Origin of the sequence: Pseudomonas arcuscaelestis, assembly GCF_016881005.1 — a bacterium.
In the GTDB taxonomy this organism is placed as follows: Bacteria; Pseudomonadota; Gammaproteobacteria; order Pseudomonadales; family Pseudomonadaceae; genus Aquipseudomonas; species Aquipseudomonas arcuscaelestis.
Genome location: NZ_JACOPV010000003.1, coordinates 218762 through 242187, shown reverse-complemented (window position 1 = coordinate 242187; position 23426 = coordinate 218762). Strand labels below are relative to the sequence as shown.

The 23426-nt window shown below is 60.4% G+C and carries 30 protein-coding genes; 22 read left to right on the top strand and 8 right to left on the bottom strand.

Going from position 1 to position 23426, the window contains the following annotated elements; all coding sequences use genetic code 11:
- Positions 1-200 precede the first annotated feature (200 nt).
- The 3 genes from H8F21_RS05530 (at position 201) to H8F21_RS05520 (ending at position 1309) form a co-directional block, all read left to right on the top strand.
- Positions 201-374 (top strand): KGG domain-containing protein, encoded by a 174-nt coding sequence (locus H8F21_RS05530; RefSeq protein WP_203482007.1) that lies wholly within the window; start codon positions 201-203, stop codon positions 372-374.
- Between the two features lie 50 nt (positions 375-424).
- Positions 425-985 carry an ATP-dependent Clp protease proteolytic subunit gene (locus tag H8F21_RS05525; protein WP_203482005.1) on the top strand — a complete coding sequence of 187 codons (561 nt, stop codon included), beginning with the start codon at positions 425-427 and terminating at the stop codon, positions 983-985.
- Between the two features lie 96 nt (positions 986-1081).
- Positions 1082-1309 (top strand): DUF6555 family protein, encoded by a 228-nt coding sequence (locus tag H8F21_RS05520; RefSeq protein WP_203482000.1) that lies wholly within the window; start codon positions 1082-1084, stop codon positions 1307-1309.
- 1 nt (position 1310) lies between these two features.
- On the opposite strand, the gene H8F21_RS05515 is transcribed toward H8F21_RS05520, so the two are convergent.
- The gene (locus H8F21_RS05515; protein WP_328824436.1) at positions 1311-2168 is read right to left on the bottom strand and encodes a DNA-3-methyladenine glycosylase family protein; all 858 of its coding nucleotides are present in this window, start codon (positions 2166-2168) and stop codon (positions 1311-1313) included.
- Between the two features lie 108 nt (positions 2169-2276).
- Between H8F21_RS05515 and H8F21_RS05510 the strand changes: the two genes are divergently transcribed.
- Positions 2277-2456, top strand: a complete 180-nt coding sequence (locus H8F21_RS05510; protein ID WP_203481996.1) for a hypothetical protein — start codon at positions 2277-2279, stop codon at positions 2454-2456.
- A 9-nt stretch (positions 2457-2465) separates the two neighbouring features.
- Here H8F21_RS05510 and ycaC read toward each other — a convergent pair whose 3' ends face one another.
- From ycaC to H8F21_RS05495, 3 genes are all read right to left on the bottom strand, one after another.
- Complete coding sequence (gene ycaC / locus H8F21_RS05505) at positions 2466-3092, bottom strand: isochorismate family cysteine hydrolase YcaC (protein WP_136476638.1); 627 nt, start codon at positions 3090-3092, stop codon at positions 2466-2468.
- Between the two features lie 52 nt (positions 3093-3144).
- The gene (locus H8F21_RS05500) at positions 3145-3831 is read right to left on the bottom strand and encodes a hydrolase (RefSeq protein WP_203481994.1); all 687 of its coding nucleotides are present in this window, start codon (positions 3829-3831) and stop codon (positions 3145-3147) included.
- 87 nt (positions 3832-3918) lie between these two features.
- Positions 3919-4809: a pirin family protein gene (locus tag H8F21_RS05495; protein WP_203481992.1), complete on the bottom strand. Its 891-nt coding sequence runs from the start codon at positions 4807-4809 to the stop codon at positions 3919-3921.
- A gap of 97 nt (positions 4810-4906) precedes the next feature.
- Here H8F21_RS05495 and H8F21_RS05490 point away from each other — a divergent pair, with 97 nt between their 5' ends.
- Entirely contained in the window at positions 4907-5815 is a 909-nt protein-coding gene (locus tag H8F21_RS05490) for a LysR family transcriptional regulator (RefSeq protein ID WP_203482043.1), read from the top strand.
- A 24-nt stretch (positions 5816-5839) separates the two neighbouring features.
- Here H8F21_RS05490 and H8F21_RS05485 read toward each other — a convergent pair whose 3' ends face one another.
- The 4 genes from H8F21_RS05485 to H8F21_RS05470 form a co-directional block, all read right to left on the bottom strand.
- Positions 5840-6715: an alpha/beta fold hydrolase gene (locus H8F21_RS05485; RefSeq protein WP_203481990.1), complete on the bottom strand. Its 876-nt coding sequence runs from the start codon at positions 6713-6715 to the stop codon at positions 5840-5842.
- A 16-nt stretch (positions 6716-6731) separates the two neighbouring features.
- Positions 6732-7361: a LysE family translocator gene (locus tag H8F21_RS05480; protein WP_203584157.1), complete on the bottom strand. Its 630-nt coding sequence runs from the start codon at positions 7359-7361 to the stop codon at positions 6732-6734.
- A gap of 97 nt (positions 7362-7458) precedes the next feature.
- Positions 7459-8049: a 2-hydroxychromene-2-carboxylate isomerase gene (locus H8F21_RS05475; RefSeq protein WP_203481988.1), complete on the bottom strand. Its 591-nt coding sequence runs from the start codon at positions 8047-8049 to the stop codon at positions 7459-7461.
- A 30-nt stretch (positions 8050-8079) separates the two neighbouring features.
- Positions 8080-8811: an SDR family oxidoreductase gene (locus tag H8F21_RS05470; RefSeq protein WP_203481986.1), complete on the bottom strand. Its 732-nt coding sequence runs from the start codon at positions 8809-8811 to the stop codon at positions 8080-8082.
- A 91-nt stretch (positions 8812-8902) separates the two neighbouring features.
- Here H8F21_RS05470 and H8F21_RS05465 point away from each other — a divergent pair, with 91 nt between their 5' ends.
- The 17 genes from H8F21_RS05465 (at position 8903) to H8F21_RS05385 (ending at position 23417) form a co-directional block, all read left to right on the top strand.
- Positions 8903-9457 carry a TetR/AcrR family transcriptional regulator gene (locus tag H8F21_RS05465; protein WP_203481984.1) on the top strand — a complete coding sequence of 185 codons (555 nt, stop codon included), beginning with the start codon at positions 8903-8905 and terminating at the stop codon, positions 9455-9457.
- A complete protein-coding gene (locus H8F21_RS05460; RefSeq protein WP_203481982.1) occupies positions 9444-10037 on the top strand; it encodes an eCIS core domain-containing protein in 594 nt (197 codons plus the stop codon). The genes H8F21_RS05465 and H8F21_RS05460 overlap by 14 nt, the downstream gene beginning before the upstream one ends.
- Before the next feature lie 94 nt (positions 10038-10131).
- Positions 10132-11178 carry a class I SAM-dependent methyltransferase gene (locus tag H8F21_RS05455; RefSeq protein ID WP_203481980.1) on the top strand — a complete coding sequence of 349 codons (1047 nt, stop codon included), beginning with the start codon at positions 10132-10134 and terminating at the stop codon, positions 11176-11178.
- 248 nt (positions 11179-11426) lie between these two features.
- Positions 11427-12017 carry an amino acid synthesis family protein gene (locus H8F21_RS05450; protein WP_203481978.1) on the top strand — a complete coding sequence of 197 codons (591 nt, stop codon included), beginning with the start codon at positions 11427-11429 and terminating at the stop codon, positions 12015-12017.
- Positions 12018-12042: 25 nt separating this feature from the next.
- Positions 12043-12876: an alpha/beta fold hydrolase gene (locus H8F21_RS05445; protein ID WP_203481976.1), complete on the top strand. Its 834-nt coding sequence runs from the start codon at positions 12043-12045 to the stop codon at positions 12874-12876.
- Positions 12873-14354 (top strand): aldehyde dehydrogenase, encoded by a 1482-nt coding sequence (locus tag H8F21_RS05440; RefSeq protein WP_203481974.1) that lies wholly within the window; start codon positions 12873-12875, stop codon positions 14352-14354. The genes H8F21_RS05445 and H8F21_RS05440 overlap by 4 nt, the downstream gene beginning before the upstream one ends.
- Positions 14355-14366: 12 nt before the next feature.
- Entirely contained in the window at positions 14367-14852 is a 486-nt protein-coding gene (locus H8F21_RS05435; RefSeq protein WP_203584132.1) for a flavin reductase family protein, read from the top strand.
- 61 nt (positions 14853-14913) lie between these two features.
- Entirely contained in the window at positions 14914-15303 is a 390-nt protein-coding gene (locus H8F21_RS05430; RefSeq protein WP_203481970.1) for a carboxymuconolactone decarboxylase family protein, read from the top strand.
- 90 nt (positions 15304-15393) lie between these two features.
- Entirely contained in the window at positions 15394-16146 is a 753-nt protein-coding gene (locus H8F21_RS05425; RefSeq protein ID WP_203481968.1) for a GntR family transcriptional regulator, read from the top strand.
- 2 nt (positions 16147-16148) lie between these two features.
- Positions 16149-16712 carry an NUDIX hydrolase gene (locus H8F21_RS05420; protein ID WP_203481966.1) on the top strand — a complete coding sequence of 188 codons (564 nt, stop codon included), beginning with the start codon at positions 16149-16151 and terminating at the stop codon, positions 16710-16712.
- A gap of 104 nt (positions 16713-16816) precedes the next feature.
- The gene (locus H8F21_RS05415) at positions 16817-17491 is read left to right on the top strand and encodes a GntR family transcriptional regulator (RefSeq protein ID WP_203481965.1); all 675 of its coding nucleotides are present in this window, start codon (positions 16817-16819) and stop codon (positions 17489-17491) included.
- A 533-nt stretch (positions 17492-18024) separates the two neighbouring features.
- Positions 18025-18957 (top strand): 4-hydroxyproline epimerase, encoded by a 933-nt coding sequence (locus tag H8F21_RS05410; RefSeq protein ID WP_203481964.1) that lies wholly within the window; start codon positions 18025-18027, stop codon positions 18955-18957.
- A complete protein-coding gene (locus H8F21_RS05405; RefSeq protein WP_203481963.1) occupies positions 18954-20069 on the top strand; it encodes an NAD(P)/FAD-dependent oxidoreductase in 1116 nt (371 codons plus the stop codon). The genes H8F21_RS05410 and H8F21_RS05405 overlap by 4 nt, the downstream gene beginning before the upstream one ends.
- Positions 20062-20298: a (2Fe-2S)-binding protein gene (locus H8F21_RS05400; protein ID WP_203481961.1), complete on the top strand. Its 237-nt coding sequence runs from the start codon at positions 20062-20064 to the stop codon at positions 20296-20298. Before H8F21_RS05405 ends, H8F21_RS05400 begins: the two co-directional genes overlap by 8 nt.
- Positions 20295-21551: an NAD(P)/FAD-dependent oxidoreductase gene (locus H8F21_RS05395; RefSeq protein ID WP_203481959.1), complete on the top strand. Its 1257-nt coding sequence runs from the start codon at positions 20295-20297 to the stop codon at positions 21549-21551. Before H8F21_RS05400 ends, H8F21_RS05395 begins: the two co-directional genes overlap by 4 nt.
- A 56-nt stretch (positions 21552-21607) precedes the next feature.
- Entirely contained in the window at positions 21608-22357 is a 750-nt protein-coding gene (locus H8F21_RS05390) for an AraC family transcriptional regulator (RefSeq protein ID WP_203481957.1), read from the top strand.
- A 241-nt stretch (positions 22358-22598) separates the two neighbouring features.
- Entirely contained in the window at positions 22599-23417 is an 819-nt protein-coding gene (locus H8F21_RS05385) for an ABC transporter substrate-binding protein (RefSeq protein WP_203481955.1), read from the top strand.
- Positions 23418-23426 lie beyond the last annotated feature (9 nt).

The following is a 23426-nucleotide window of genomic DNA, read 5'->3' as shown; positions in this document are numbered from 1 at the left end:
GCGCGACAATCGGCATGCGGTTTACAGAGGAGCCTCACCGCTGTCGCCAAGTTCAAAGCAAAAGCACAACGTGCAGATAGACGGCAGCTTGCGACCGTTCGTCCTGCGCGCTGCAGATTTTTCAAACTTTGCCCTCCTCGCCTGTCTCCCACCTTGTGTAGGGCATACGCCCTGCGAATATCCAGAAGAGGAAGAGAATCATGGCTAACAAAGACACTTCGAATCCCGGGAATTTCGCCAACGACAAACAGAAAGCCTCCGACGCCGGTAAGAAAGGCGGCCAGGCTTCCGGTGGCCAGTCTGGGGGTCAAACCCGCAAACCTGAAATGGACAAAGACCACACCCGCAAGCCAAGTGGTGGCGGCCGTAGCTAACGGAGAAAAGACCGGCGCACACAATGTGCGTCGGTCCTGAGGCCAATGCAATGAGCCAACAGGTGATCCACTTTCATTGCCAGATCGATCAGGACACCACCGAACGCTTTCGCGACCGATGCCTGCAAGCCCTGGATGAAGGGGCTACATCGTTGCTGCTGTTTTTGTCGACCACAGGTGGAAGTACCAACTTCGGTTTCTCGATCTACAGCTTTTTAAAGTCCTTGCCAGTGCCGGTGCGCTCAGTGAATGCCGGCAATATCGAGTCAATGGGAATCATTATGTACCTGGCCGCGGCCGAGCGCATCGCAGCGCCCCACTCGCGCTTTCTGATCCACCCCATGACCTGGCACTTCAGCCAGAGTGCCGTAGACCATTCGCGCCTGCGTGAATACCTTTCCAGCCTGAATAACGATCTGGAGCGCTATGTGCGCATCTTCGAACTGGAGACCAGTCACGCCGAACGTAAACTGGATATCTTCCATTGCCTCTCGGCAGAAGAAAAAGTCATTCCCGCGTACGATTCCCTGGCGTGCGGTATCGCCCATCGCCTGGAACAAGTGGTGTTCGAGCGCGATGCTCGGCACCTGACAATCAAAGGCTCGCACTAGAGCCAAAACAAATGGAATTTTTCCAGCCTTGCGGGACTCACTAAAGGCATTGAATGGATTTTCTCGTCACTGCTTGGAAAGGAACGTTAAAGGCCCATGAACAACGGCAAATATTTCATCATCGACTATGTACAGCACGGTGAGCCCAAGTCCTTCATCATCCGCGCCGAAATGATGGACAGCGCCGAAGCCTGGCATTGGGCTTGCTGCGATGCCGGGGTTGGTCGAATCGGTCGCTTCGGTCGTGAGAAAGTCAATAAAGTCAGCAAACCGATGGCAGAACGTTATGGCATCACCGAGGTGAAATGGCGCCAGTCCAGCTGATTCAGCTCAACGAGGCCCATAAGTGCTGGGCAGCGTAAGCGCGCCACGGGCTCCAGGCCTGGGATCGGTCAGCCAACTGCGCATCCTGGCCCTCCAGCAGGCGCAATGCTTTAACCAAGGCGACGTCCCCCAACGGCAAGGCATCGGCTGCGCCTAGCTGACGCAGCGCCAGGTACTGGGCACTCCAAGGGCCGATACCACGTAGCTGACACAAGCGGCGCAGGCACTGATCCAGGTCTGCACCTGGTTGCAACAACTGCGGCTCATCCAGCACAGCCCGGGCTACAGTCGACAACGTCGCGGCACGCGACCGCGGCATACCGAGACCACTCAAGTCTTGCTCGACGATTGCAGTGGGTTGCGGGAAAACATGGGTAAGCCCGGTGTCAGGAACATGAAGCGGCAGCGATAGTGCCTGGCCATAACGGGCCACCAGCCGTCCGGCGAGGGTCATGGCCCCGGCAACACTGATTTGCTGGCCAAGCACCGTGCGCATAGCCTGCTCGAAGCCGTCCCATCCCTGCGGCACCCGCAAGCCTGGTCGCGCCGCGATGAGCCTGGCCATCAATGGATCGCGCCCCAGTTGGGCTTCTACCTCGACCGGTTGCGCATTCAGGGCAAAAACCCGCCGTACCTTGGCGACTAAACCAGGCAACGCCGCTGGGGGCAGACCGCGAACAGTCAAGATCAGATGGTGGCCGCGTCCGGCGCGCACCTGAACCAGCACATGCCTGCCACCGAGCACAGCGGTGCGGGTGTACACACCGTTGGCCACGGTTTCGATACCACCGATACAGCGGGCAGTCAGAAACCCCAGCAACGACGGCCAATGAAAAGGCGGCTGATAGCTCAGCCAGATTGTCAGTACGCCTTGCGCACGCACACTGCGCCGGTAACCGTACTTTGCCGGGAATGGGCTCATAGCCAGATCATCGCCTGACTCGCCGATGCGACGCCAGCACCAGCGATGATGTTTCAAAGAACCAAGGTTGCACACAACGCCATGCTCAACCTCGACGACCTGGATACGCATCAATTGAAGCGCCTGCTGCAGGAATACAAGGACATTGCTGCCAACGGTGACGCCCCTGAGCAGGCACCAGAAAAGACGACAGCCGGGCAGCGTGAGCGCCCAGCCGCCGATTGACCAACGACCCTATTTGCCGTTGGTGAGGGTGTTGTAGCTGGTGATCAGGTTACGGTAGTCAGGGATGTGGTTGGAGAACAGGGTGCCAAGGCCTTCGACATCGTTGCGCCAGTCGCGATGCAGCTCGCAAGCCAAGCCGAACCAGGTCATCAATTGGGCGCCGGCCTGGGACATGCGATCCCACGCCGAATCGCGGGTCAGGGCATTGAAGGTACCGGATGCATCGGTAACCACGAACACATCAAAGCCCTCGGCCAGTGCCGACAACGCCGGAAATGCCACGCACACTTCAGTAACCACGCCTGCAATGATCAGTTGCTTCTTGCCGGTAGCCTTCACTGCCTTGACGAAATCTTCGTTGTCCCAGGCATTGATCTGGCCGGGGCGCGCAATGTACGGCGCTTCTGGGAACTGCTCCTTGAGCTCCGGTACCAAAGGACCATTAGGACCGGTTTCAAAGCTGGTGGTCAGAATAGTTGGCAGGTTGAAATACTTGGCCAGATCGCCCACGGCCAATACGTTGTTCTTGAACTTGTCAGGATCAATGTCGCGCACCAGAGAAAGCAGCCCGGTCTGGTGATCCACCAGCAGCACAGCAGCGTTGTTCTTGTCCAGACGAACGTAAGGTTTGCTCATGGTCTTACTCCTAGTGTGGGTAGGCCGGCGTCTTCGACACCGACCTCAGGGATCAGCGTGCGGAATCGAGCTGTTCGTTCTCTTTAATTACCTGTTGCGCCTTGAGGTAGCTCTCGATCAACAATTGGTAGTGCGGGAACACGGCGCTGTAGGCCTCGGCCCACTGTTGCGCGTCCGGACGGTTCCAAGTGCGCTGTATTTCCGAGCAAACGGCAGCGGTGTCCATCGGTACCACACCGGCCTGCATGACGCGCGCCAGGGTGACTTCCTGGGCCATCTTCGAATAGGTGCCGCTGGCGTCGATCACAGCAAAAACCTGGTAGCCGGCATTGACCGCGCTGATGCTCGGGAAGGCCATGCACACGCTGGTGATGGTGCCGGCAATGATCAATTGCTTCTTGCCCGTGGCCTCAACCGCTTTGACGAACTCTTCATTGTCCCAGGCGTTGATTTCACCTTTACGAGCGACGTACTTGGCATGTGGCGCAGCTTCGTGAATTTCCGGAATCAGCGGACCGTTCGGGCCTTGTGGCACGGAAGCAGTGGTAATCACCGGAATCTTGGCCAGGCTTGCGACCTTGGCCAGGGTGATGGCGTTGGCGCGCAGCTCGGTCATCGGCATGTCCTTGACCGTCTGGAACAGCCCGCTCTGGTGGTCGATCAGCAGCATTGCGGCGTTATCAGGATCGATACGCGGGACCTGGCCATTGAAATTGGCAACGTTGGCAAATGTACTCATGACACATTCTCCTTGAGGGTTGGCTGCAGGTTGTGCCTGCAGCCAGTATCGAAGGCCACCCGAGGGATAGCCTTCGGGTTATTGATACTAGTTGTCGTGGCGAGATCCGCTTGGCCCACTCATCTGGCCAAAACGACCGGCGCGAAAGTCTTCGAATGCTTCGGCAATCTCTGCTTCGCTGTTCATTACGAACGGGCCATAACCCACGATGGGTTCATCCAGTGGTTCACCGCTGAGCAGCAACACCAATGCATCGGTCTGCGCGTCGAGCAGCACCTCGTCGCCGGCGCGGTCGAACAGCACCAACTGCGCCGGACCTACTGCGCGTTCGCCATTGACCAGGACCTTGCCGCGCAGAACCACCAACGCAGTGCTGCGTCCTGCGGCACTGGGCAAGCGGATGTGCGCGCCAGCCTTGAGCTGCATGTCCCAGACATCCATCGGGGTAAAGGTCTGCGCCGGGCCACGATGACCACGGTACTCACCGGCGATAACCCGCAAGCTGCCGCTACCGGCACCCAGGGGCACCACGGGAATGTCACGGCTCAACAGGGTCTGATAACCGGCAGGTGCCGATTTGTCCTTGGCCGGCAAGTTGACCCACAGTTGCACCATCTCCAGCGTACCGCCCTTGGCGGCGAACGCCGGGGAGTGAAACTCTTCGTGGAGGATGCCGTTGGCCGCCGTCATCCATTGCACATCGCCTGGCCCGATCAGGCCACCGGCACCCGTGGAGTCCCGGTGTTCCAGCTCGCCCTCGTAGACAATGGTCACCGTTTCGAAGCCGCGATGCGGGTGTTGGCCGACACCGCGACGCGCCGTGGTCGGGGTGAAATCATGGGGACCGGCATAATCGAGCAACAGGAACGGGCTGATGTGCTGGGCCAGGTTGTCGTAGGTAAACAGACTGCGTACCGGGAAGCCGTCGCCGACCCAATGCGGGTTGGGACTGCTGTAGACGCCTTGGATCTTTTTCATGAGATGGTCTCCTCTCGTGTATGGCTATAACAATAGGAGCGAGACGACATTGGCGGTAGATCAGTTAAACTGACTTCAGCGTTCCATATGGAGAACACTGGTGGAAGACCTCAACGACCTTTACTATTTTGCCCAGGTAGTCGATCACGGCGGCTTTGCCCCTGCTGGCCGAGCCCTGGACATGCCCAAATCCAAACTCAGCCGGCGCATTGCCGGGCTGGAAGAGCGCCTCGGCGTCCGTCTGATTCAGCGTTCAACCCGACACTTTTCAGTCACCGAGATCGGCCAGGCCTATTACCGTCATTGCGTGGCCATGCTGGTAGAAGCCGAGGGCGCCGCCGAGCTCATCGAGCGCAATCGCGCAGAACCCCAAGGCATCGTGCGCCTGAGTTGCCCAACCGCGCTGCTGAACTTTTGGGTCGGCGAAATGTTGGCCCGTTTCATGGTGCAGTGCCCCTTGGTGCAACTGCACATTGAAAGCACCAACCGCCAAGTCGATCTGATTCAGGAAGGCATCGATATCGCCTTGCGCGTGCGCTTTCCGCCGCTGGAAAGCAGTGATCTGGTCATGAAGACCCTGGCCCACAGCACCCAATGTCTTGTGGCCGCACCGACGCTGCTCGAGCAATTGCCTGCCCGGCCGGTGCCCGCAGACCTCAGCGCCTTGCCAAGCCTGCACTGGGGCAGGCCGCAACGGGATTATCACTGGGAATTGGTGGGCCCTGACGCGGTACACGCCAGCCTGCGCTATCAGCCACGGCTGGTCACTGACGATCTGCTGGTATTACGTCAGGCCGCAGTGGCCGGTGTGGGTGTGGTGCATGTGCCGCTGGTAGTGGTGAGAAACGAACTTGCCAGTGGCAAACTGGTGAAGGTCACTCCCGACTGGGCGCCGGAATGTGGCGTGGTGCACGCAGTATTCGCCTCGCGCCGCGGGTTGCTGCCGGGCGTGCGCAGTTTGCTGGATTTTCTTGCTACCGGGTTCGAGGCCAGCGATATTTCCTGACCTCAACAAGGGCAAGCCGCGCGCTTACTGTTGCAGCAAAAAAGCCTGGACGCGCTCACTGCTGCCTGCCGGATCTTCCTGCATGAAACAATGACCGCCGGTTACCTGAACTGCCGTGACATGTCGATTTTCCTGGGCCCAACGCTGCACGGATAGAGGCACGAAGGGATAGGTATGCTCGCCATAAAGCACCAGTACCGGCGTTTGAACCTTGGTCAAGGACGCCCACATCCGCCGCGGGAACGAGCTGAAAATCTCCACCTCGCGGCTGGGCCGGCACTTAAGTACCACGCCCTCGCCACAGTCGCCGATCGCATGCTCGATATACGCTTGCAGCGCAGATTCGCTCCAGCCCTTGAAGATCCCTCTGCCCTCCAGCGAGGCGCGAGCGGCGGTGCGATCCGGCCAATGACTGCGCCGGGTAGCGGCCTTGCGCGCCAAGGCATGGCGGCGGTGCAGGCCAACCAATGCCGCCGCCCCCATGATGCCCATCATCGAGCGGCTGAACAGCACGGGGTCGAGCAACACCGCGCGCGTGAACAACTGCGGCTGCTGCGCCAGCATCAGCGCGGTCAATACTCCACCAAAGCTGTGGCCGACCGCGAAGCGCGGTACATCGCCATAGTCGCCGCGTCCGGCTTCGAAAGCCTCGATGGCCAGTTCTGCAGTACGGTTCCAACCCTGGAAGACGCCACCATGATCGCTGTCGCCATGGCCCTGGACATCGCACAACCACAAATCGAAATGCTCGGCCAAGCGTGCCAGCATGGGCTGATACGCCAGGCAGCAGAAGCCATTACCGTGGAGAAAATGCAGCAACGGTTTGCCGCTGGCAGGTGACCGCCAGCCGCGCAAGGTAAAGCCGGCACTTGTGTCGTGGGACCAGGGATTCAACTGCATGTGCCAGCGTACTCATTCAGGAAAACCTCGATTCTACAAACAGCAGCGGGTAAAGCGATATCACCAATAGCGCTGCCATCAGCAAATTGAACAGCATCAGCCAGCGCGGGTTCTGCAGTACCGTACGCAAGGCACTGCCAAACATGACCCAGACGCACACACTCGGCAGGTTGAGCAGAGCAAACAACGCAGCAATCACGATCACATTGGTGACGTAGCCCTGGGCCGGCGTGTAAGTCGTGATCGCCCCCACTGCCATGACCCATGCTTTAGGGTTGACCCACTGGAAGGCCGCCGCCCCCCAAAAGCCCAATGGCTTGCGACTCTGCGGGTTGCTTACCGACAGCGGGCCGGAAGTGGCGATTTTCCAGGCCAGATAAAGCAGATAGGTCGCGCCCACGTAGCGCAGTACGGTGTAGATCGGCGGATACGCCTTGAACACCTCGCCAAGGCCGAAACCCACTGCCAACACCATGACCATGAAACCGACGCTGATCCCAATGGCGTGCGGAATCGAGCGCCGCACACCAAAGTTTACCCCCGAAGCCAATAACATGGTGTTGTTGGGCCCAGGGGTGATCGATGAGACGAAGGCAAACAGCACGAAGGCGGTGATCAGGTCGAGTGAACTGAGCATGGCAGGCATCCAGTTTTTTATTGGCTGCACTGACACTAACGGAGTCCTGATCCACGTCGACCATACAGTTTCCGACAATAACGCCACTACACTTGGCTGTACCGCCTCAGCCCAGTGCCTGGGCGACAAACTCCAGACGGTCCTGGCCAAAGAACATCTGTTCTCCCACAAAGCAGGTCGGTGCGCCGAATACACCGCGGGCAACAGCGGCATCGGTGGCTTGTTTGAGCGCTGCCTTGACCTCGGGCTCAGTTGACCAAGCCTGGAACTGCTCGGGATCCAAGCCTGCCTCTTGCAGTACCGCTGCCAGCACATGCGGGTCGGCGACATTGCGTTGTCGTACCCACATTGCCTGGAACAGGGCTGTCAGATAAGCCTCAAAGCGTTCAGGTTGATAGCGTTGCACGGCAACGGTCCCGCGCATCAGGCCCAGCGTATTGATGGGAAAGCCCGGGGGAAAGTCCAAGGTCACACCATAGCGCTTGGCAAACCGTTGAAAGTCGGCAAACACATAGCGTGCCTTAGCCGGTACCATCGCCGGCGACGCATTGCCAGTTGCCTGAAACACCCCACCCAGCAACATCGGCCGATACACCAGTTGTGCATCGTGGCTGGCGCACAGCGCCGGCAGTTGGGTCCAGGCCAGGTAGCTGGCCGGGCTACCCAGATCAAAGAAAAACTCTACGCTTTTGCTCATTGCGCTGTGTCCTTATTGTTGTGGTTAGTGTTACCAGCGTTCCATCCAGGGCCGCAGATCTAGCTCGAATGTCCAGGCGTCGCGCGGCTGGGCGTGCAAGAACCAATAGCTGTCAGCAATATGCGCAGGATCGAGGATGCCGTCCTGGTCCTTCAGCGCATAGCGCTCTGGAAAACTGTCGCGGATAAACGCCGTGTCGATGGCGCCGTCCACCACCACATGCGCGACATGAATGTTACGTGGGCCAAGCTCCCGCGCCATGCTCTGGGCCAGCGCACGAATGCCATGCTTGGCGCCGGCGAATGCTGCAAACCCAGCCGCACCCCGCAAGCCGGCAGTTGCACCAGTAAACAGGATAGTTCCGCGCTCACGGGCAACCATTCGCCGCGCCACCGCCTGGCCGGTGAGAAAGCCCGCGAAGCAAGCCATTTCCCAGATTTTGAAGTACTTTCGCGCCGTCTCGTCGAGAATGCTGCAGGGCACATTGGCGCCAATATTGAAGACAAAGGCCTCGATCGGCCCCAAGGTGCTTTCAATCTGCTCGACCAGTGCTGCCACCTCCTCTTCCTTGCGCGCATCGAAAGCAAAGCCATAGGCCTGTCCGCCCTCTGCCTGAATCTTATCAACCAGTGGCTGCAATTTGTCTGCGCTGCGCCGGGCGACACAGGCGATGTAGCCTTCCCGGGCAAAGCGCTTGGCAATTGCACCACCGGTTGCATCACCGGCACCCACCACCAACACCACTTTCTTGCCCTGACTCATTCATCGCCTCCATTGGTAAACGATCATTTAGTAAACGAACGCTATGCTATGATTCAACCTTCGTCAAGCCACTGATTCGGAGAAGATCGGCGTGCGCTACTCCACCCACCATAAAGAGCAAACCCGGCAGAAACTGCTGGAAAGCAGCGGGGCCTTGGCCAAGCGCGGGGGCTTCAACGCTACCGGTGTGGCGGGCCTGATGAAGGCTATTGGCTTGACTGGCGGGGCCTTCTACAATCATTTCCCGTCCAAGGACGATCTGTTTACCGAAGTGGTGCGCCGTGAATTGTCGCTAAGCCCCATGGCCCAGCAACCGATGAACCGTCAGCGGCTAGAACGTTGCCTGGACCACTACCTGAGCCTGGCCCATGTGCACAATGCCGAAGGTGGCTGCGCCATCCCTGCCCTTGGCGCTGAAATCGCCCAGGCACCGCTGCCCGTGCGCGAGGAAGCCGAGCATTGGTTGCGCACCTTGCAACAAGCCTGGGCCGACACCCTGCAAGACCCGGACCTGGCCTGGGCCCTGCTTAGCCAGTGCGTAGGGGCGCTGGTGATCGCACGCATGCTGGCCAATGAATCCAGCCAACAAGAAGTGCTCCACGCCTCCCGTGAGTTTCTCGCCGGGGCCCTGCATGAAAGCCGTTGACCTGCTGCTTGGCGTTGCCCTGCTCGCACCGTTTCATGCGTTTGGCGCTTGCCCCACGGGTCAGTATGAAGTTTGCCTGGGCAGCTGTATCTGTTCGCCCTTCGACCCTGGCCAGGCCGGAATCATGCTCGACGACCTCGGTCGTATCGCCAGCAGCACCCTGGCAGCAGCCCTGCAACAGGCCCGCGACAGCGCCGCCAGCAACAACATCCTGCCGATCCCCCTGCATATCCGTGCCCAGCTTGAGTCTTACTATGACTTTCAGGTACTGGACGCGGCGCGCTACAAGGTCGGTGACCAACAAGCCCTGGACAGCGCCAACGCGCTGTTGCAGAACCCCGATGTCAACGCCGTGACCCTGATCGACATCATTGTCTTTCGCAACGAAGCCGATGCCCAGGACAACGTCGCCCTCTGGGCCCACGAGTTGCACCATGTGCAGCAGTATCAACAGTGGGGCGTGGCAGAGTTTGCCAGACGCTATTCGCGCGATTTCAACGCTGTGGAAGCGCCCGCCTATGAAATCCAGGCCCAGGTCAGCAAAGCCCTGCGTGAGCGGGCTTCGGGGCAGGCGCGCTGAACTATACTGAATGATTGCGCGAGCAAAAGGACCGGGATTGCCGACTGTTGTGGCAACCCCGTTAGCGTTGGACTTCATTATAGGAGAACACGTCATGGACGAAGCAAAACTCAATCAGTTCATGGGCAAACTCATCAGCGATATGGGTGCTGCCGCACTAATGGCCAACCTGATCCTTGGTGACGAAGTGGGCCTGTACCGGGCCATGGCCGACAGTCAGTTCATTACACCCGATGAGCTAGCACGAAAGACCAACTGCAATCCCCGCCTGGTACGCGAGTGGCTCAGTGCCCAAGCAGCAGCGGGCTATATGGAGCACCAGGACGGACGCTTTCGCTTACCGCAGGAGCAAGCAATGGCGTTGGCCATTGAAGACTCGCCGGTATACGCAGCCGGAGGAGCGTCAGTCATAGCATCGCTTTTCCACGACAAAGACAAGTTAGTCACGGCGATGCGCGGTGATGGTGGGCTGTCGTGGGGCGATCACCACCCCTGTATGTTCAGCGGCACCGAACGCCTTTTCCGCCCAGGCTACCGCGCTCATCTGGTGGCCGAATGGTTACCGGCCCTTAGCGGTGTGGTTGAAAAACTGCAGGCGGGAGCCAAGGTAGCGGATATCGGCTGCGGTCGGGGCGCCTCATCAATAATCATGGCCAAGGCCTTCCCAAGCTCGAAATTCCTCGGGTTTGACTTCCACGCGCCCTCCATTGATGTGGCGAATCAACATGCGCTGGAGGAAGGCCTGGGGGACCGCGTGCAATTCTTCGAGGCCAGTGCCAAGGACTTTCCCGACAATGAGTTCGACCTGATCTGTTACTTCGACTGCCTGCATGACATGGGAGATCCGGTGGGTGCCGCTCGCCGTGCCTTTGCAGCACTCAAACCGGGTGGCTCGGTAATGCTCGTCGAACCCTTTGCCAATGACAGCCTGGACGACAATGGCACTCCCGTTGGTCGTCTCTTCTACGCCGTATCAACTTTCATCTGTACGCCTAACTCGCTGTCCCAGGAAGTAGGCCTGGGCCTGGGCGCGCAAGCAGGCGAAGCGCGTTTACGTGCGGTGTTCCAAGAGGCTGGTTTCAGCAGTTTCAGAAGAGCGACCGAAACCCCCTTCAACCTGATTCTCGAAGCACGTAAATAAGCGACTCGATACAAGGCCCGCTTCCCATCATAGGGAGCGGGCTTATCGCATAATCTGCCACCAGCGCCAACCCGAACTATCCCCGCGCTCCAGCCGCCTGCCGCCTGCCGCCTGCCGCCTGCCGCCAGATCAGAACCCAACACGTCCGTCGCCCTCGCAGAGAAATTTGCAGGAAGCGCTTGCACGTAAAGTATTATGGTATACCATCAGACAACAAGACAAAGTATCCCCTTCCACAGGAGCCATCCATGAGTTTTGAAATCCGCAAAATCGTCACCTACGTCGAAGAAACCTTGATAGAAGGTGGCAAGGCTACCGACACCCCGGTGACCATGGTGGGCCTGGCAGTTGTCATGAAAAACCCATGGTTGGGCCGCGGCTTTGTCGAAGACCTGAAACCAGAAATCCGCGCTAACTGCTCGGAACTCGGGGCACAAATGGTCGAGCGCCTGTGCGCCGCGATTGGCGGTGCAAACAAAATCGAAGCCTATGGCAAAGCCGCCGTAGTCGGCGCCGACGGCGAAATCGAACACGCATCCGCTGTCATCCATACCCTGCGCTTCGGCAACCACTACCGCGAAGCAGTCAACGCCAAGAGCTACCTCAGTTTCACCAACAAGCGCGGAGGCCCTGGCACCTCGATCCAGATCCCGATGATGCACAAGGATGACGAAGGCCTGCGCTCGCACTACATCACCCTGGAGATGAAGATCGAAGACGCACCACGCGCCGACGAAATCGTCGTGGTTCTGGGTTGCGCCGATGGTGGCCGCCTGCATCCACGCATTGGCAACCGCTACATCGACCTGGAAGAACTGGCAGCCGAAAAGGCCCAATAACAATAAATATGCCTAGGAGCGACCGATGATTCAGCCCGCTGCTGAACGCACCCCGGCCGGCACCAGTTATCTGGCGACCGGCCAAGGCCACCCCGTGGTACTGATCCATGGGGTGGGCCTGAACAAAGAAATGTGGGGCGGGCAGATCGTTGGCCTGGCCAGCGACTACCGGGTGATTGCCTACGACATGCTCGGCCATGGCCAGAGCCCGCGCCCACAACCCGGTTGCGGCCTGCCCGGCTATGCCGAGCAACTGGCCGAGCTGCTCGACCACCTGCAATTGCCCCAGGCGACCATCATCGGTTTTTCCATGGGCGGACTGGTGGCGCGTGCCTTCGCCTTGCACTATCCGCAGCGACTGTCTGCGCTGGTGGTACTCAATAGCGTGTTCGACCGTAGCGTGGAACAACGCGCCGGGGTTATCGCACGCACAGCCCAGGCCGCCGAACATGGGCCGGATGCCAACGCCGAAGCCGCATTGGCACGCTGGTTCAGCCGCGAATACCAGGCAGCCAACCCTGCACAGATTGCCGCCCTGCGCCAGACGCTGGCGAGCAACGACCCGCAGGGCTACCTGACCACCTACGAATTGTTCGCCACCCAGGATATGTACCGCACCGAAGACCTGGGCAGTATCCAGGCCCCCTGTCTGATCGCCACCGGTGAATGGGACTTGGGTTCGACACCGGACATGACGCATCAGTTGGCCCGGCGTATCCCCGGGGCACAGAGCGTGGTGCTCGCTGAACAACGGCATATGATGCCAGTAGAGTCGCCGCGCCTGGTCAACCAGATGCTGCGCGACTTCCTCGGGCACGCCCAAACCCTCTCCGACTCAGCCAAGGGGATCGTTGCATGACACTCGCAAGCTTTCAGATGTGCATCGACGGCCAATGGCTCGGTGCCGTCAGCGGCAAGACCTTCGACAGCCTCGACCCTTCCACGGCGCGCGCCTGGGCACAACTGCCCGATGCCGATGAAGCTGATGTCGAACTTGCCGTCCAGGCTGCACAGCGCGCCTTCGACAATCCGGCCTGGCGCAGCCTGACAGCCACCGCCCGAGGCAAGCTGCTGCGCCGTCTGGGCGACCTTATCAGCGACAACAAGGAGCGCCTGGCGCAGCTCGAAAGCCGCGACAACGGCAAGCTGATCCGTGAAACCCGCGGTCAGGTGGGCTACCTGCCAGAATTCTTCCACTACACCGCAGGCCTGGCTGACAAGCTCGAAGGCGGCACCCTGCCGCTGGACAAGCCCGACCTGTTTGCCTACACGGTGCATGAGCCGATTGGCGTGGTCGCCGGGATCATTCCCTGGAACAGTCCGCTGTACCTTACCGCAATCAAGCTCGCGCCCGCGCTGGCGGCGGGCAACACGATTGTTCTCAAGCCTTCGGAACACGCCTCGGCAACCATTCTGGAGCTTGCCCGCCTGGCCCTTGAAGCCGGGTTTCCGGCGGGCGTGGTCAACGTCGTTACCGGTTACGGCCCAAGCACTGGCGCAGCCCTCACCCGCCATCCGCTGGTGCGCAAGATCGCCTTCACTGGCGGCGCCGCCACCGCACGCCATGTAGTGCGCAGCAGTGCCGAGAACTTCGCCAAGCTTTCGCTGGAGCTGGGCGGCAAATCGCCGAACATCATCTTCGCCGATGCCGACCTGGACAGCGCCGTCAACGGCGCAGTCGCCGGGATCTACGCCGCCTCCGGCCAAAGCTGCGTTGCCGGTTCACGCTTACTGGTGCAAGACGAAATCTACGACACATTCGTCGAGCGCCTGGTTGAACGTGCCAAGCGCATCAAGATCGGCAACCCGCAGGATGACGCCAGCGAAATGGGCCCGATGGCGACGGCCCAGCAGTTGGCGGTGGTCGAAGGCCTGGTTGCCGCCGCTCAAGCCGAAGGCGCCAAGCTGCGCCTGGGTGGCAAGCGGGCCGAGATTGACAGCGAAGGCTGGTTCTACGAGCCAACCCTGTTCGAGTGTGACAACAACTCGATGACCATCATGCAGGAAGAAGTCTTTGGCCCGGTGGCGTCAGTCATTCGCTTCAAGACCGAGGCCGAGGCGCTGGCCATGGCCAACGACTCGCAATTTGGCCTGGCAGCCGGCATCTGGACCCGTGACCTGGGCCGCGCCCATCGTCTGGCCCGGGATGTACGCTCAGGGATCATCTGGGTCAACACCTACCGCGCGGTGTCAGCCATGGCTCCCATTGGCGGATTCAAGAACAGCGGCTACGGACGCGAGAGCGGCATCGACTCGGTACTGGCCTACACCGAATTGAAAACGGTGTGGATCAACCTCTCGACAGCGCCCATGCCCGACCCCTTTGTCATGCGTTAGGAGACCTGCGCCATGATCGAACCTGGCATCTACAAAGACGTGATGGGCTCCTTTCCTTCCGGCGTTACGGTGGTTACCACCCTGGACGCCGAAGGTGGCATCGTCGGGATCACCGCCAGCGCCTTCAGCGCGCTGTCGATCGAGCCGGCGCTGGTGCTGTTCTGCCCTAACTACGCTTCCGACACCTATCCGATTCTGCGTGATAGCAAGCAATTTGCCATTCACTTGCTGGCGGCCGGGCAAACCGCCGAGGCCTATGCCTTTGCCGGCAAAGGCAAGGACAAGGCCAACGGCATCGAATGGCACGTGAGCGAACTGGGCAATCCGCTACTGAGCAATGCCACGGCAATCATCGAGTGTGAGCTGTGGCGCGAATACGACGGTGGCGACCACGCCATCATCGTCGGCTCGGTGATGAACCTGATCCTGCCCGATCAGCCCGTTACACCGATGGTCTACCACAAAGGCAAGCTTGGCGCCCTGCCGCCGCTGTGCTGATTTCCCTTGAGGGGCGTGAGCCACACCCTTGGTTGCACGCCCATTTTTTCGGAGCCGATCCATGAGCAACGAGAAGTATCAAAAAGGCTTGAAAATCCGCACCCAGGTGCTTGGCGAAGCCTACGTCAACAAATCGATCGATAACGCCGACGACTTCACCCGCCCGCTACAGGAACTGGTCACTGAATACTGCTGGGGCCACGTCTGGGGTCGCGACGGTTTGTCGCTCAAAGAGCGCAGCATGATCAACCTGGCGATGATTTCGGCACTCAACCGCCCCCACGAACTCAAGTTGCACATACGCGGCGCCTTGCGTAACGGTCTGAGTCGTGAGCAAATACGTGAAATTTTGCTTCAAGTCGGCATTTACTGCGGTGTACCTGCGGCCGTGGACAGTTTCCGTCTGGCCCGCGAGGCGTTCGCCGAAGCCGACTTGGAGGCAACCAGTTAACGACTGGCTGTTCGAAACCGCCGCACGGAGCACCGCGATTCGAGGTGCTCGGCGACGCTTGTGAGAACAGCCAATTTCAGAGCACAGATGATGAAACGCCAACCCCTCGACGACAGTTTCAAGGTCAACCGCAACCCCGTAACCCTGCGTGAAATCGTGCTCGACAAATTGCGCGGAGCGATCATGAGCTTCCAGCTCTTGCCGGGCGATCGTCTGGTGGAACGCGATCTGTGCGACCGTCTTGGCGTCAGCCGCACCTCGGTGCGTGAAGCCCTGCGCCACCTGGAATCCGAAGGCCTGGTGGAATTCGCCGACGCCAAGGGGCCGCGCGTGGCCATCATCACCCTGGAAGACGCCCGTGATATCTACGAACTGCGTTGCGTGCTCGAAGGGCTGATCGTCCAGCTGTTCACCCTGAACGCCAAGGCCAAGGACATCCGCGCCCTGGAAAAAGCCCTGGAGGTGAACCGCCAGGCCCTCGAAGAAGGTGAACTGCAACAGGTGATCGACTCGGTGCAGGGCTTCTACGATGTACTGCTCGAAGGCTCCGGCAACCATGTGGCAGCCACGCAACTGCGCCAGTTGCAGGCACGTATCAGCTACCTGCGTGCCACCTCGGTCTCCCAGGAAAACCGTCGCGGGGCGAGCAACCAGGAAATGGTCAAGATCGTTGAAGCGATCAAGAGCGGCGACCCCCTGGCTGCCCACCAGGCATCGGTCGATCACGTACGTGCCGCGGCCAAGGTCGCCCTTGAATACCTGCGTCTGAAACAGAACGACAACAGCAAGGTGCGCGACATCGCTGCGCCCATTGCACTCAAAGAACCCCGCATAGGACGCTGATCATGCCCGCCGTCCCCCGTTACTGCCCGCATTGCACTGCCGCGCTACACCAGGGACGGCCCAGCGGCGATACTCACGAGCGCTTGCTGTGCAGCGCTTGTGGCTACATCCATTACCTGAACCCGAAGATCATTGCCGGCTGCATCATCGAGCAGGATGGCAAGTACCTGCTGTGCCAGCGCGCCATACCGCCGCGTCCCGGCACCTGGACGTTGCCAGCAGGTTTCATGGAAAGCGGCGAGACCACTGAACAGGCGGCGCTGCGTGAGGTCTGGGAAGAAAGTGGCGTACGCGGTGAAATCGTCTCGCCGTACTCTATTTTCAGTGTGCCGACCATCAGCGAGGTGTACATCATCTTTCGCGCCATTGCCCTGGAAGTTACCGGCCAATACGGCCCGGAAACCCTCGACTACCGGTTCTTCGCCCCAGAGGATATTCCCTGGGACGAGATCTACTACCCAGCCATCAGGCAGATCCTCGAACGCTACATCGAGGAGCGCCAGGCTGGCGTATACGGGATCTACATGGGCAACGACGACACCGGCAAGGTGCATTTCATCCGTTAAAACCCGTGTTAGCGGGATCACGACATTAGCCGTCGGGCGTGTGCGGCACCGAGCTTGAATAAATTCGTATACCATATCCAGAAAGAACTTCGGACGACGCCACCGTGACCGTACCCCGCCTCAACGCCCCGGACCTGGGCAATACGCCCTCGACTTCGGAAATCATCACCCGTCATCTGCGCGATGCGATCATCGCCGGGCATTTCGGCGAAGACGAACCGATTCGCCAGGACGACATCGCCCGTCAGTTCAACGTCAGCAAGATCCCTGTGCGCGAGGCACTCAAACGCCTGGAGGCCGAGGGGCTGGTGATGTTCCAGCGCAATCGCGGGGCAATGGTCACACGTATGTCGGAGCCTGAACTGGCGCAAATGTTCGAGGTGCGCATGCTGCTTGAAGACAAGGCGCTGCGCCTGGCCATCCCCAACATGAACGAAGAAACCTTCGCCCGCGCCGAACGCATCTGCCAGGAGTTCGTCGGCGAGAACGACGTCGGGCGTTGGGCTGAACTGAACTGGGAACTGCATGCCTGCCTGTACGAACCGGCGCAGCGGCCATTTCTGGTGAATATGATTCGTTCGGTGAACGACAAGCTGGAACGTTACCTGCGCATGCAGATGAGCCTGTCGGCGGGCAAGGAACGCGCCGATCACGAGCACCGTGAAATCCTCGACGCCTGCCGCGCCAAAGATGTCGAACGCGCGGTGAGGTTGTTGGATGAGCACATTGCGGGTGTATGCAGGACACTGTTCGAGCACCTGCCGCAAACCCCGACATAACCGGTAAATGCGTTCACTCACTCGCGAATGAACCGACCCCGAATGTTGCACACCCTACTCCACTGAAGGGATGATCCTAGGTATCCGGGCTGGCGTACGAAGCGCCAGATCAACATCAAAAGCTGAACACCAGCGCCTCGCCGTTGCCGTTGCTGTTGCTGTGCTTCTACCTACTCAAATCGTGCAGACGCCACAAATCGTCCCTTCAGCAGGCCGAGTGGAACCCTTGCCTAGTGGGGCGACGGCCATGGATGGCCGGCGATAATGTGTCAACTATGTCTCCGTACACATGTCCACCATGTGTCCAGTCCATACACCGCGACACAAAGTGGGTCGCCGTAAGGCCGAAACCAGCCAGTAGCGCCACCCCATCAAACGGATATGCCCATCGACACCCAAGCCACACCCTCCAAAAAGACCCAGCGTCATTACTGTGCCGATTTCGTCGTTCAGGTGATTCAAAGGCATCAAGCCGGCGCCCCCGACAACAAGCCACTCTGTCGATCACTCCCCAGAACGGACGCGGCCTCCCGATGAAACGCATTACCGTGATCGACTCCCACACCGGCGGTGAGCCCACCCGCCTGGTCACCGACGGTTTCCCTGCCCTAGGCAAGGGCAGCATGGCCGAGCGCCGCCAGCTTCTTGCCCAACAACACGATCAATGGCGCAGCGCCTGCATGCTCGAACCGCGTGGCAGCGATGTACTGGTCGGCGCCCTGCTTTGCGAGCCGGTTGACCCTAGCGCCTGCGCCGGAGTGATTTTCTTCAACAACACAGGCTACCTGGGCATGTGCGGCCACGGCACCATCGGCCTGGTGGTGTCCCTCGCGCACCTGGGACGTATCGGCCCAGGTGTGCACAGCATCGAAACCCCCGTGGGTACCGTGCAGGCAACGCTGCATGAAGACCACTCTGTCAGCGTGCGCAATGTACCCGCCTACCGCTACCGCAAGGACCTGTCGCTGGAGGTTCCAGGCATAGGCCAGGTAGTTGGCGATGTGGCCTGGGGCGGCAACTGGTTCTTTCTCATCGCCGATCACGGCCTGCAAGTGGCGGGCGATAACATCGAGGCGCTGACCGCTTACACCTACGCGGTGCAGCAGGCACTGGATGAACAAGGCTTTCGCGGCGAAGACGGTGGCCTGATCGACCATATCGAACTGTTTGCCGACGACCCAGCGGCAGACAGCCGCAACTTTGTACTCTGCCCCGGCAAAGCCTACGACCGTTCGCCCTGTGGCACCGGCACCAGCGCCAAGCTCGCTTGCCTGGCCGCCGACAGCAAACTCCAACCCGGCCAGCCATGGCACCAGGCCAGCGTGATCGGCAGTGTCTTCGAAGGTTCGTTCGAAACCGCTGGCGAACGCATCATTCCCACCATTCGCGGACGCGCGCACATCAGTGCCGAGGCCACGCTCATCCTTCAGGAAGACGACCCGTTCGCCTGGGGCATCCGCCCGTGAGCGGCATCGCCATTGCCGATGTGATTGTAATTGGCGCCGGGATTATCGGCGCAGCCTGTGCCCAGGCGCTGGCGACGCGCGGCCTGCGCGTGCTGGTGCTGGATGCCGGTCTGCATGGCGCCACGGCAGCCGGGATGGGGCATCTGCTGGTGCTCGATGACAACGCCGCGGAATTAGCGATAAGTCAGTACTCGTTGCAACGCTGGCGTGAATTGGCAGGGCAACTGCCCGAGGATTGTGCCTATCGCAGTAACGGCACCCTGTGGCTGGCGGCCAATGCTGAAGAGATGGCCGTGGCCGAGCACAAATATGGCGTGCTGCAAACCCAAGGCATTGCTTGCGAACGCATTAGCGGGCGCGGCTTGCGCCAACGCGAACCGGCCCTGCGTGAAGGGTTGGAGGGTGGCCTGCTGATCAATGGCGACGGCATTCTCTACGCCCCCGCTACCGCGCGCTGGATGTTGCAGTCGCCTCGAATCGAACAGCGCCGTGCACACGTCACAGCGGTACAAGGCAACCGTGTGCTTCTGGAGGACGGCCAGTGGCTCAGTGCCGAGGCTGTGGTGCTGGCCAACGGTATTCAGGCCACCGATCTGTGCCCTGAGCTGCCCATTGAACCGAAGAAAGGCCATTTGCTGATCACCGACCGTTACCCCGGTACCGTCACCCATACCTTGGTGGAACTGGGCTATGTAACCAGTGCCCACACTGCCAGCGGGCCGTCCACTGCCTGCAATATTCAACCGCGTCCTACCGGGCAACTGTTCATCGGCGCCTCACGTCAGTTCGGCACCACCGACCCGGCCGTTGAAGGCTGGATGCTGGCACGCATGCTCAAGCGCGCCACCGAGTACATGCCCGGCCTTGCGCAGTTGAACGGCATTCGCGCCTGGACCGGCTTTCGCGCCGCCAGCCCCGATGGCCTGCCACTGGTGGGCCGGCATCCACAGCAGGACGGCCTGTGGCTGGCCGTCGGTCATGAAGGGTTGGGCGTCACTACGGCGCCGGCGACGGCGGACCTGCTGGTTGCGCAACTGTTCGACGAAACCCCACCCCTGGCCGCCCAGCCCTATCTGCCGCACCGCTTCCTGGGAGCACTCGCGCATGCCTGACTTGATTCTCGATGGCCGTCCACTGTCTGTGGCTGAAGGTACCAGCGTGGCCGCAGCCCTGGCACTGGGCGGTGATGGCTGCTCGCGCACCGCAGTTGGTGGACAACGCCGTGCGCCGCTATGCGGCATGGGCATTTGCCAGGAGTGCCGGGTAACCATCGACGGCCGCCGACGCCTGGCCTGCCAAACCCTGTGCCGCGAGGGTATGCACGTGGAGACCCGGGCATGAGCGAATACACCCATCTGCTGATTATCGGCGCCGGCCCTGCCGGTTTGGCGGCCGCCTTGGCCGCCGCGTCTACCACCGCACGCATCGTGCTGCTTGACGACAACCCGCTTCCGGGCGGGCAAATCTGGCGCGACGGTCCGCACGCCAAGGTTCCCGCCCAGGCGCGTCAACTGCGTGAACGAGTATTGGCCTGTACCAATGTGCGCTACCACAGCGGTACACGGGTAATTGCCTGCCCCGGCCCGAAGACCCTGCTGGTTGAGGATGCAGAGCGTGGTTGGCAGATTCGCTACGACAAACTGATCCTCTGTACCGGTGCTCGAGAATTGCTCCTGCCCTTCCCCGGCTGGACGCTGCCCGGTGTCACCGGTGCCGGTGGTTTGCAGGCACTGATCAAAGCGGGTGTGCCGGTGCGCGACCAGCGCCTGGTGATCGCTGGTAGCGGGCCACTGCTGTTGGCCAGCGCTGCGACCGCTAAAGACAACGGCGCCAAGCTGCTGGCCATCGCCGAGCAGGCATCGCTGGCAGCAGTCGCCGGCTTTGCCACGCAATTACCGCGCTGGCCGCACAAGTTGCTGCAATCGTTCACCCTGTTCGAGCGCAGTTACCGTACGGGCAGTCATGTGGTTGCTGCCTTGGGCCACGATCGGCTGGAGGGTGTGCGCTTGAAGCAAAACGGCAAAATCGTGGAAATAGCCTGCGATCGACTCGCCTGCGGCTTCGGCCTGATTGCCAACAGCCAACTAGGTCAAGCATTGGGCTGTGAGGTGCGTCAGCAAGCAATCGCCGTGGACACCTGGCAAGCCACTTCACAGCCCGACATTTATGCCGCGGGCGAATGCACCGGTTTCGGTGGCAGTGAACGGGCCCTGGTCGAGGGTGCCATTGCCGGCCATGTGGCGGTCGGCGACCGTCCAGCGGCGCAGGCCCTATTGTCTCGCCGCGCGCGCTGGCATGGTTTTGCTGCAGCGTTGAACAAAGCCTTCGCCCTCGACCCGGCGCTGAAGTCGCTGGCCAGCGCCGACACCCTGGTGTGCCGCTGTGAGGACGTGCCTTTCGCAGCCCTTATCGGGCATGGCAACTGGCGTGAAGCCAAGCTGGCCAGCCGTTGCGGCATGGGCGCCTGCCAGGGCCGAGTCTGCGGCGCGGCCACCGAATACCTGTTCGGCTGGCAACCTTCGGCACCCCGTCCGCCGTTCAGCCCGGCGCGCATCGAGACCTTGCTGGACCTGGACGAAACGCCCGGCGCTTGAGGTAAATAGCGGGGGCGCACTATGATCCCGACGGTCGCCCCCGGACCGTCAGCGCCATGCACGCCACACTCAACAGTCTCGCCCCATGCGATTTACCTACGTTGCTCGACAGCCTGCAGCCCATTGCGCCCCTGCTCGATACCCTGAACGACGTGGTGTTCTTCATCAAGGATCAGCAAGCGCGCTATGTTTTCGTCAACCAGACCCTGGCACGCCGCTGCGGACGCAAACACAGCGATGACTTGCTCGGGCTGACCGCCGAAAATGTCTTCCCGGCGCGCTTCGGGCCTTTGTATACCGAACAGGATCGGCGGGTATTGAGCAGTGGCCGGGAACTGGCCGACCAGCTTGAGCTGCACCTGTACTTCGGCAACCAGCCTATCTGGTGCCTGACCCACAAACGTCCGCTCAAGGATGCCCAAGGCAATGTCGTGGGCCTGGCCGGTATCTCCCGCGACCTGCAATTACCGCAATCCAACCATCCGGCGTTCCAGAAGCTGGCGGCGGTCGATGCGCACATTCGTCACCATTTCACCCGCCCGATCAGTCTCGCCGAACTGACCGCAATCGCCGGGCTTTCCGTGGCGCAACTGGAGCGTCACTGCAAACGCATCTTCCAACTCACACCGCGTCAGTTGATACACAAGGCGCGGCTGGAGGAAGCCTCACGCTTGCTGCAAGACCCTGACCTGCCCATCACCGAAATCGCCCTGCGCTGCGGTTACACCGACCACAGCGCCTTCAGCCGTCAATTTCGCGCGCTCACCGGCCTTTCGCCAAGCCAGTACCGCGATACCCAACGCTAAGTGTTCCTAAATGGGGCGTCGCATGCGTGCGGTGCTCCCATATGTAACACCTGTCATGCAGCCGACCAGCCGCGCTGAAACCATTCTATAAAACTCCGTTTTCCTACAGGCGCCCTAACTCACGGGCTGCCGGTCGATTGTTTATTGCGGACAAAAACAGGCACGGCCATTGCTAAGAAAATATCGTATACGAAATTACCAATACGATATCTAACAGCACACCCCAGACCACGAGGCATCTATGAAAAACCGCACATTTGCCGTAGCCCTCAGCGCTGTTCTCAGTACCGCCTGCATCGCCAACGCCCAGGCCGACAAGCTCGACGATATTATTGGCTCCGGCAAGCTGCGTTGCGCTGTCACCCTCGACTTTCCACCGATGGGCTTTCGCGACGAAGCCAACAAGCCAGCCGGCTTCGATGTCGACTATTGCAACGACCTGGCAAAAATCCTCGGTGTTGATGCCGAAGTGGTCGAAACGCCCTTCCCCGACCGTATTCCTGCACTGATCTCGGGCCGTGCCGACGTTATCGTGGCGTCCACCTCCGACACCCTGGAGCGAGCCAAGACCGTTGGTTTGACCGTGCCGTACTTCGCCTTCCAAATGGTCGTGCTAACCCGCGACAACACCGGCATCAACAGCTTCGATGACCTCAAAGGCAAAGCCCTGGGCAACACCAGTGGTACCTATGAAGCCATCGCGCTGGAGAAGGACGTGAAGAACTGGGGCAGTGGCAGCTTCCGTGCCTACCAGTCGCAGAACGACACGCTACTGGCGGTCGCCCAAGGTCATATCGACGCCACCGTGGTGACCAACACGGTCGCCGCCGCCACCCTCAAGTCCGGTAAATACAAGAACCTCAAGGTCGCCGGTAACGCGCCCTACGTGATCGACTACGTATCGCTGGGTGCCAAGCGCAACGAGTACGGCCTGCTGCGTTACCTGGACCTGTTCGTCAACCAGCAAGTGCGTACCGGGCGCTACAAGGAGCTGTTCACCAAGTGGGTGGGGACCGAGATCGCCCCGACCGATCTGACCGTACCGCAGGTCTACTACTGAGGTGGGCGG

Bases quoted from the DNA above. Each gene is read 5' to 3' on its own strand.
- H8F21_RS05420 (WP_203481966.1), top strand. From the start codon at position 16,149: ATGCCCGCCGTCCCCCGTTACTGCCCGCATTGCACTGCCGCGCTACAC.
- H8F21_RS05510 (WP_203481996.1), top strand. From the start codon at position 2,277: ATGATGTTTCAAAGAACCAAGGTTGCACACAACGCCATGCTCAACCTC.
- H8F21_RS05435 (WP_203584132.1), top strand. From the start codon at position 14,367: ATGATCGAACCTGGCATCTACAAAGACGTGATGGGCTCCTTTCCTTCC.
- H8F21_RS05445 (WP_203481976.1), top strand. From the start codon at position 12,043: ATGATTCAGCCCGCTGCTGAACGCACCCCGGCCGGCACCAGTTATCTG.
- H8F21_RS05525 (WP_203482005.1), top strand. From the start codon at position 425: ATGAGCCAACAGGTGATCCACTTTCATTGCCAGATCGATCAGGACACC.
- H8F21_RS05410 (WP_203481964.1), top strand. From the start codon at position 18,025: ATGAAACGCATTACCGTGATCGACTCCCACACCGGCGGTGAGCCCACC.
- ycaC (WP_136476638.1), bottom strand. From the start codon at position 3,092: ATGAGCAAACCTTACGTTCGTCTGGACAAGAACAACGCTGCTGTGCTG.
- H8F21_RS05390 (WP_203481957.1), top strand. From the start codon at position 21,608: ATGCACGCCACACTCAACAGTCTCGCCCCATGCGATTTACCTACGTTG.
- H8F21_RS05460 (WP_203481982.1), top strand. From the start codon at position 9,444: ATGAAAGCCGTTGACCTGCTGCTTGGCGTTGCCCTGCTCGCACCGTTT.
- H8F21_RS05425 (WP_203481968.1), top strand. From the start codon at position 15,394: ATGAAACGCCAACCCCTCGACGACAGTTTCAAGGTCAACCGCAACCCC.
- H8F21_RS05530 (WP_203482007.1), top strand. From the start codon at position 201: ATGGCTAACAAAGACACTTCGAATCCCGGGAATTTCGCCAACGACAAA.
- H8F21_RS05395 (WP_203481959.1), top strand. From the start codon at position 20,295: ATGAGCGAATACACCCATCTGCTGATTATCGGCGCCGGCCCTGCCGGT.
- H8F21_RS05520 (WP_203482000.1), top strand. From the start codon at position 1,082: ATGAACAACGGCAAATATTTCATCATCGACTATGTACAGCACGGTGAG.
- H8F21_RS05470 (WP_203481986.1), bottom strand. From the start codon at position 8,811: ATGAGTCAGGGCAAGAAAGTGGTGTTGGTGGTGGGTGCCGGTGATGCA.
- H8F21_RS05485 (WP_203481990.1), bottom strand. From the start codon at position 6,715: ATGCAGTTGAATCCCTGGTCCCACGACACAAGTGCCGGCTTTACCTTG.
- H8F21_RS05400 (WP_203481961.1), top strand. From the start codon at position 20,062: ATGCCTGACTTGATTCTCGATGGCCGTCCACTGTCTGTGGCTGAAGGT.
- H8F21_RS05430 (WP_203481970.1), top strand. From the start codon at position 14,914: ATGAGCAACGAGAAGTATCAAAAAGGCTTGAAAATCCGCACCCAGGTG.
- H8F21_RS05385 (WP_203481955.1), top strand. From the start codon at position 22,599: ATGAAAAACCGCACATTTGCCGTAGCCCTCAGCGCTGTTCTCAGTACC.
- H8F21_RS05440 (WP_203481974.1), top strand. From the start codon at position 12,873: ATGACACTCGCAAGCTTTCAGATGTGCATCGACGGCCAATGGCTCGGT.
- H8F21_RS05455 (WP_203481980.1), top strand. From the start codon at position 10,132: ATGGACGAAGCAAAACTCAATCAGTTCATGGGCAAACTCATCAGCGAT.
- H8F21_RS05475 (WP_203481988.1), bottom strand. From the start codon at position 8,049: ATGAGCAAAAGCGTAGAGTTTTTCTTTGATCTGGGTAGCCCGGCCAGC.
- H8F21_RS05480 (WP_203584157.1), bottom strand. From the start codon at position 7,361: ATGCCTGCCATGCTCAGTTCACTCGACCTGATCACCGCCTTCGTGCTG.
- H8F21_RS05495 (WP_203481992.1), bottom strand. From the start codon at position 4,809: ATGAAAAAGATCCAAGGCGTCTACAGCAGTCCCAACCCGCATTGGGTC.
- H8F21_RS05450 (WP_203481978.1), top strand. From the start codon at position 11,427: ATGAGTTTTGAAATCCGCAAAATCGTCACCTACGTCGAAGAAACCTTG.
- H8F21_RS05500 (WP_203481994.1), bottom strand. From the start codon at position 3,831: ATGAGTACATTTGCCAACGTTGCCAATTTCAATGGCCAGGTCCCGCGT.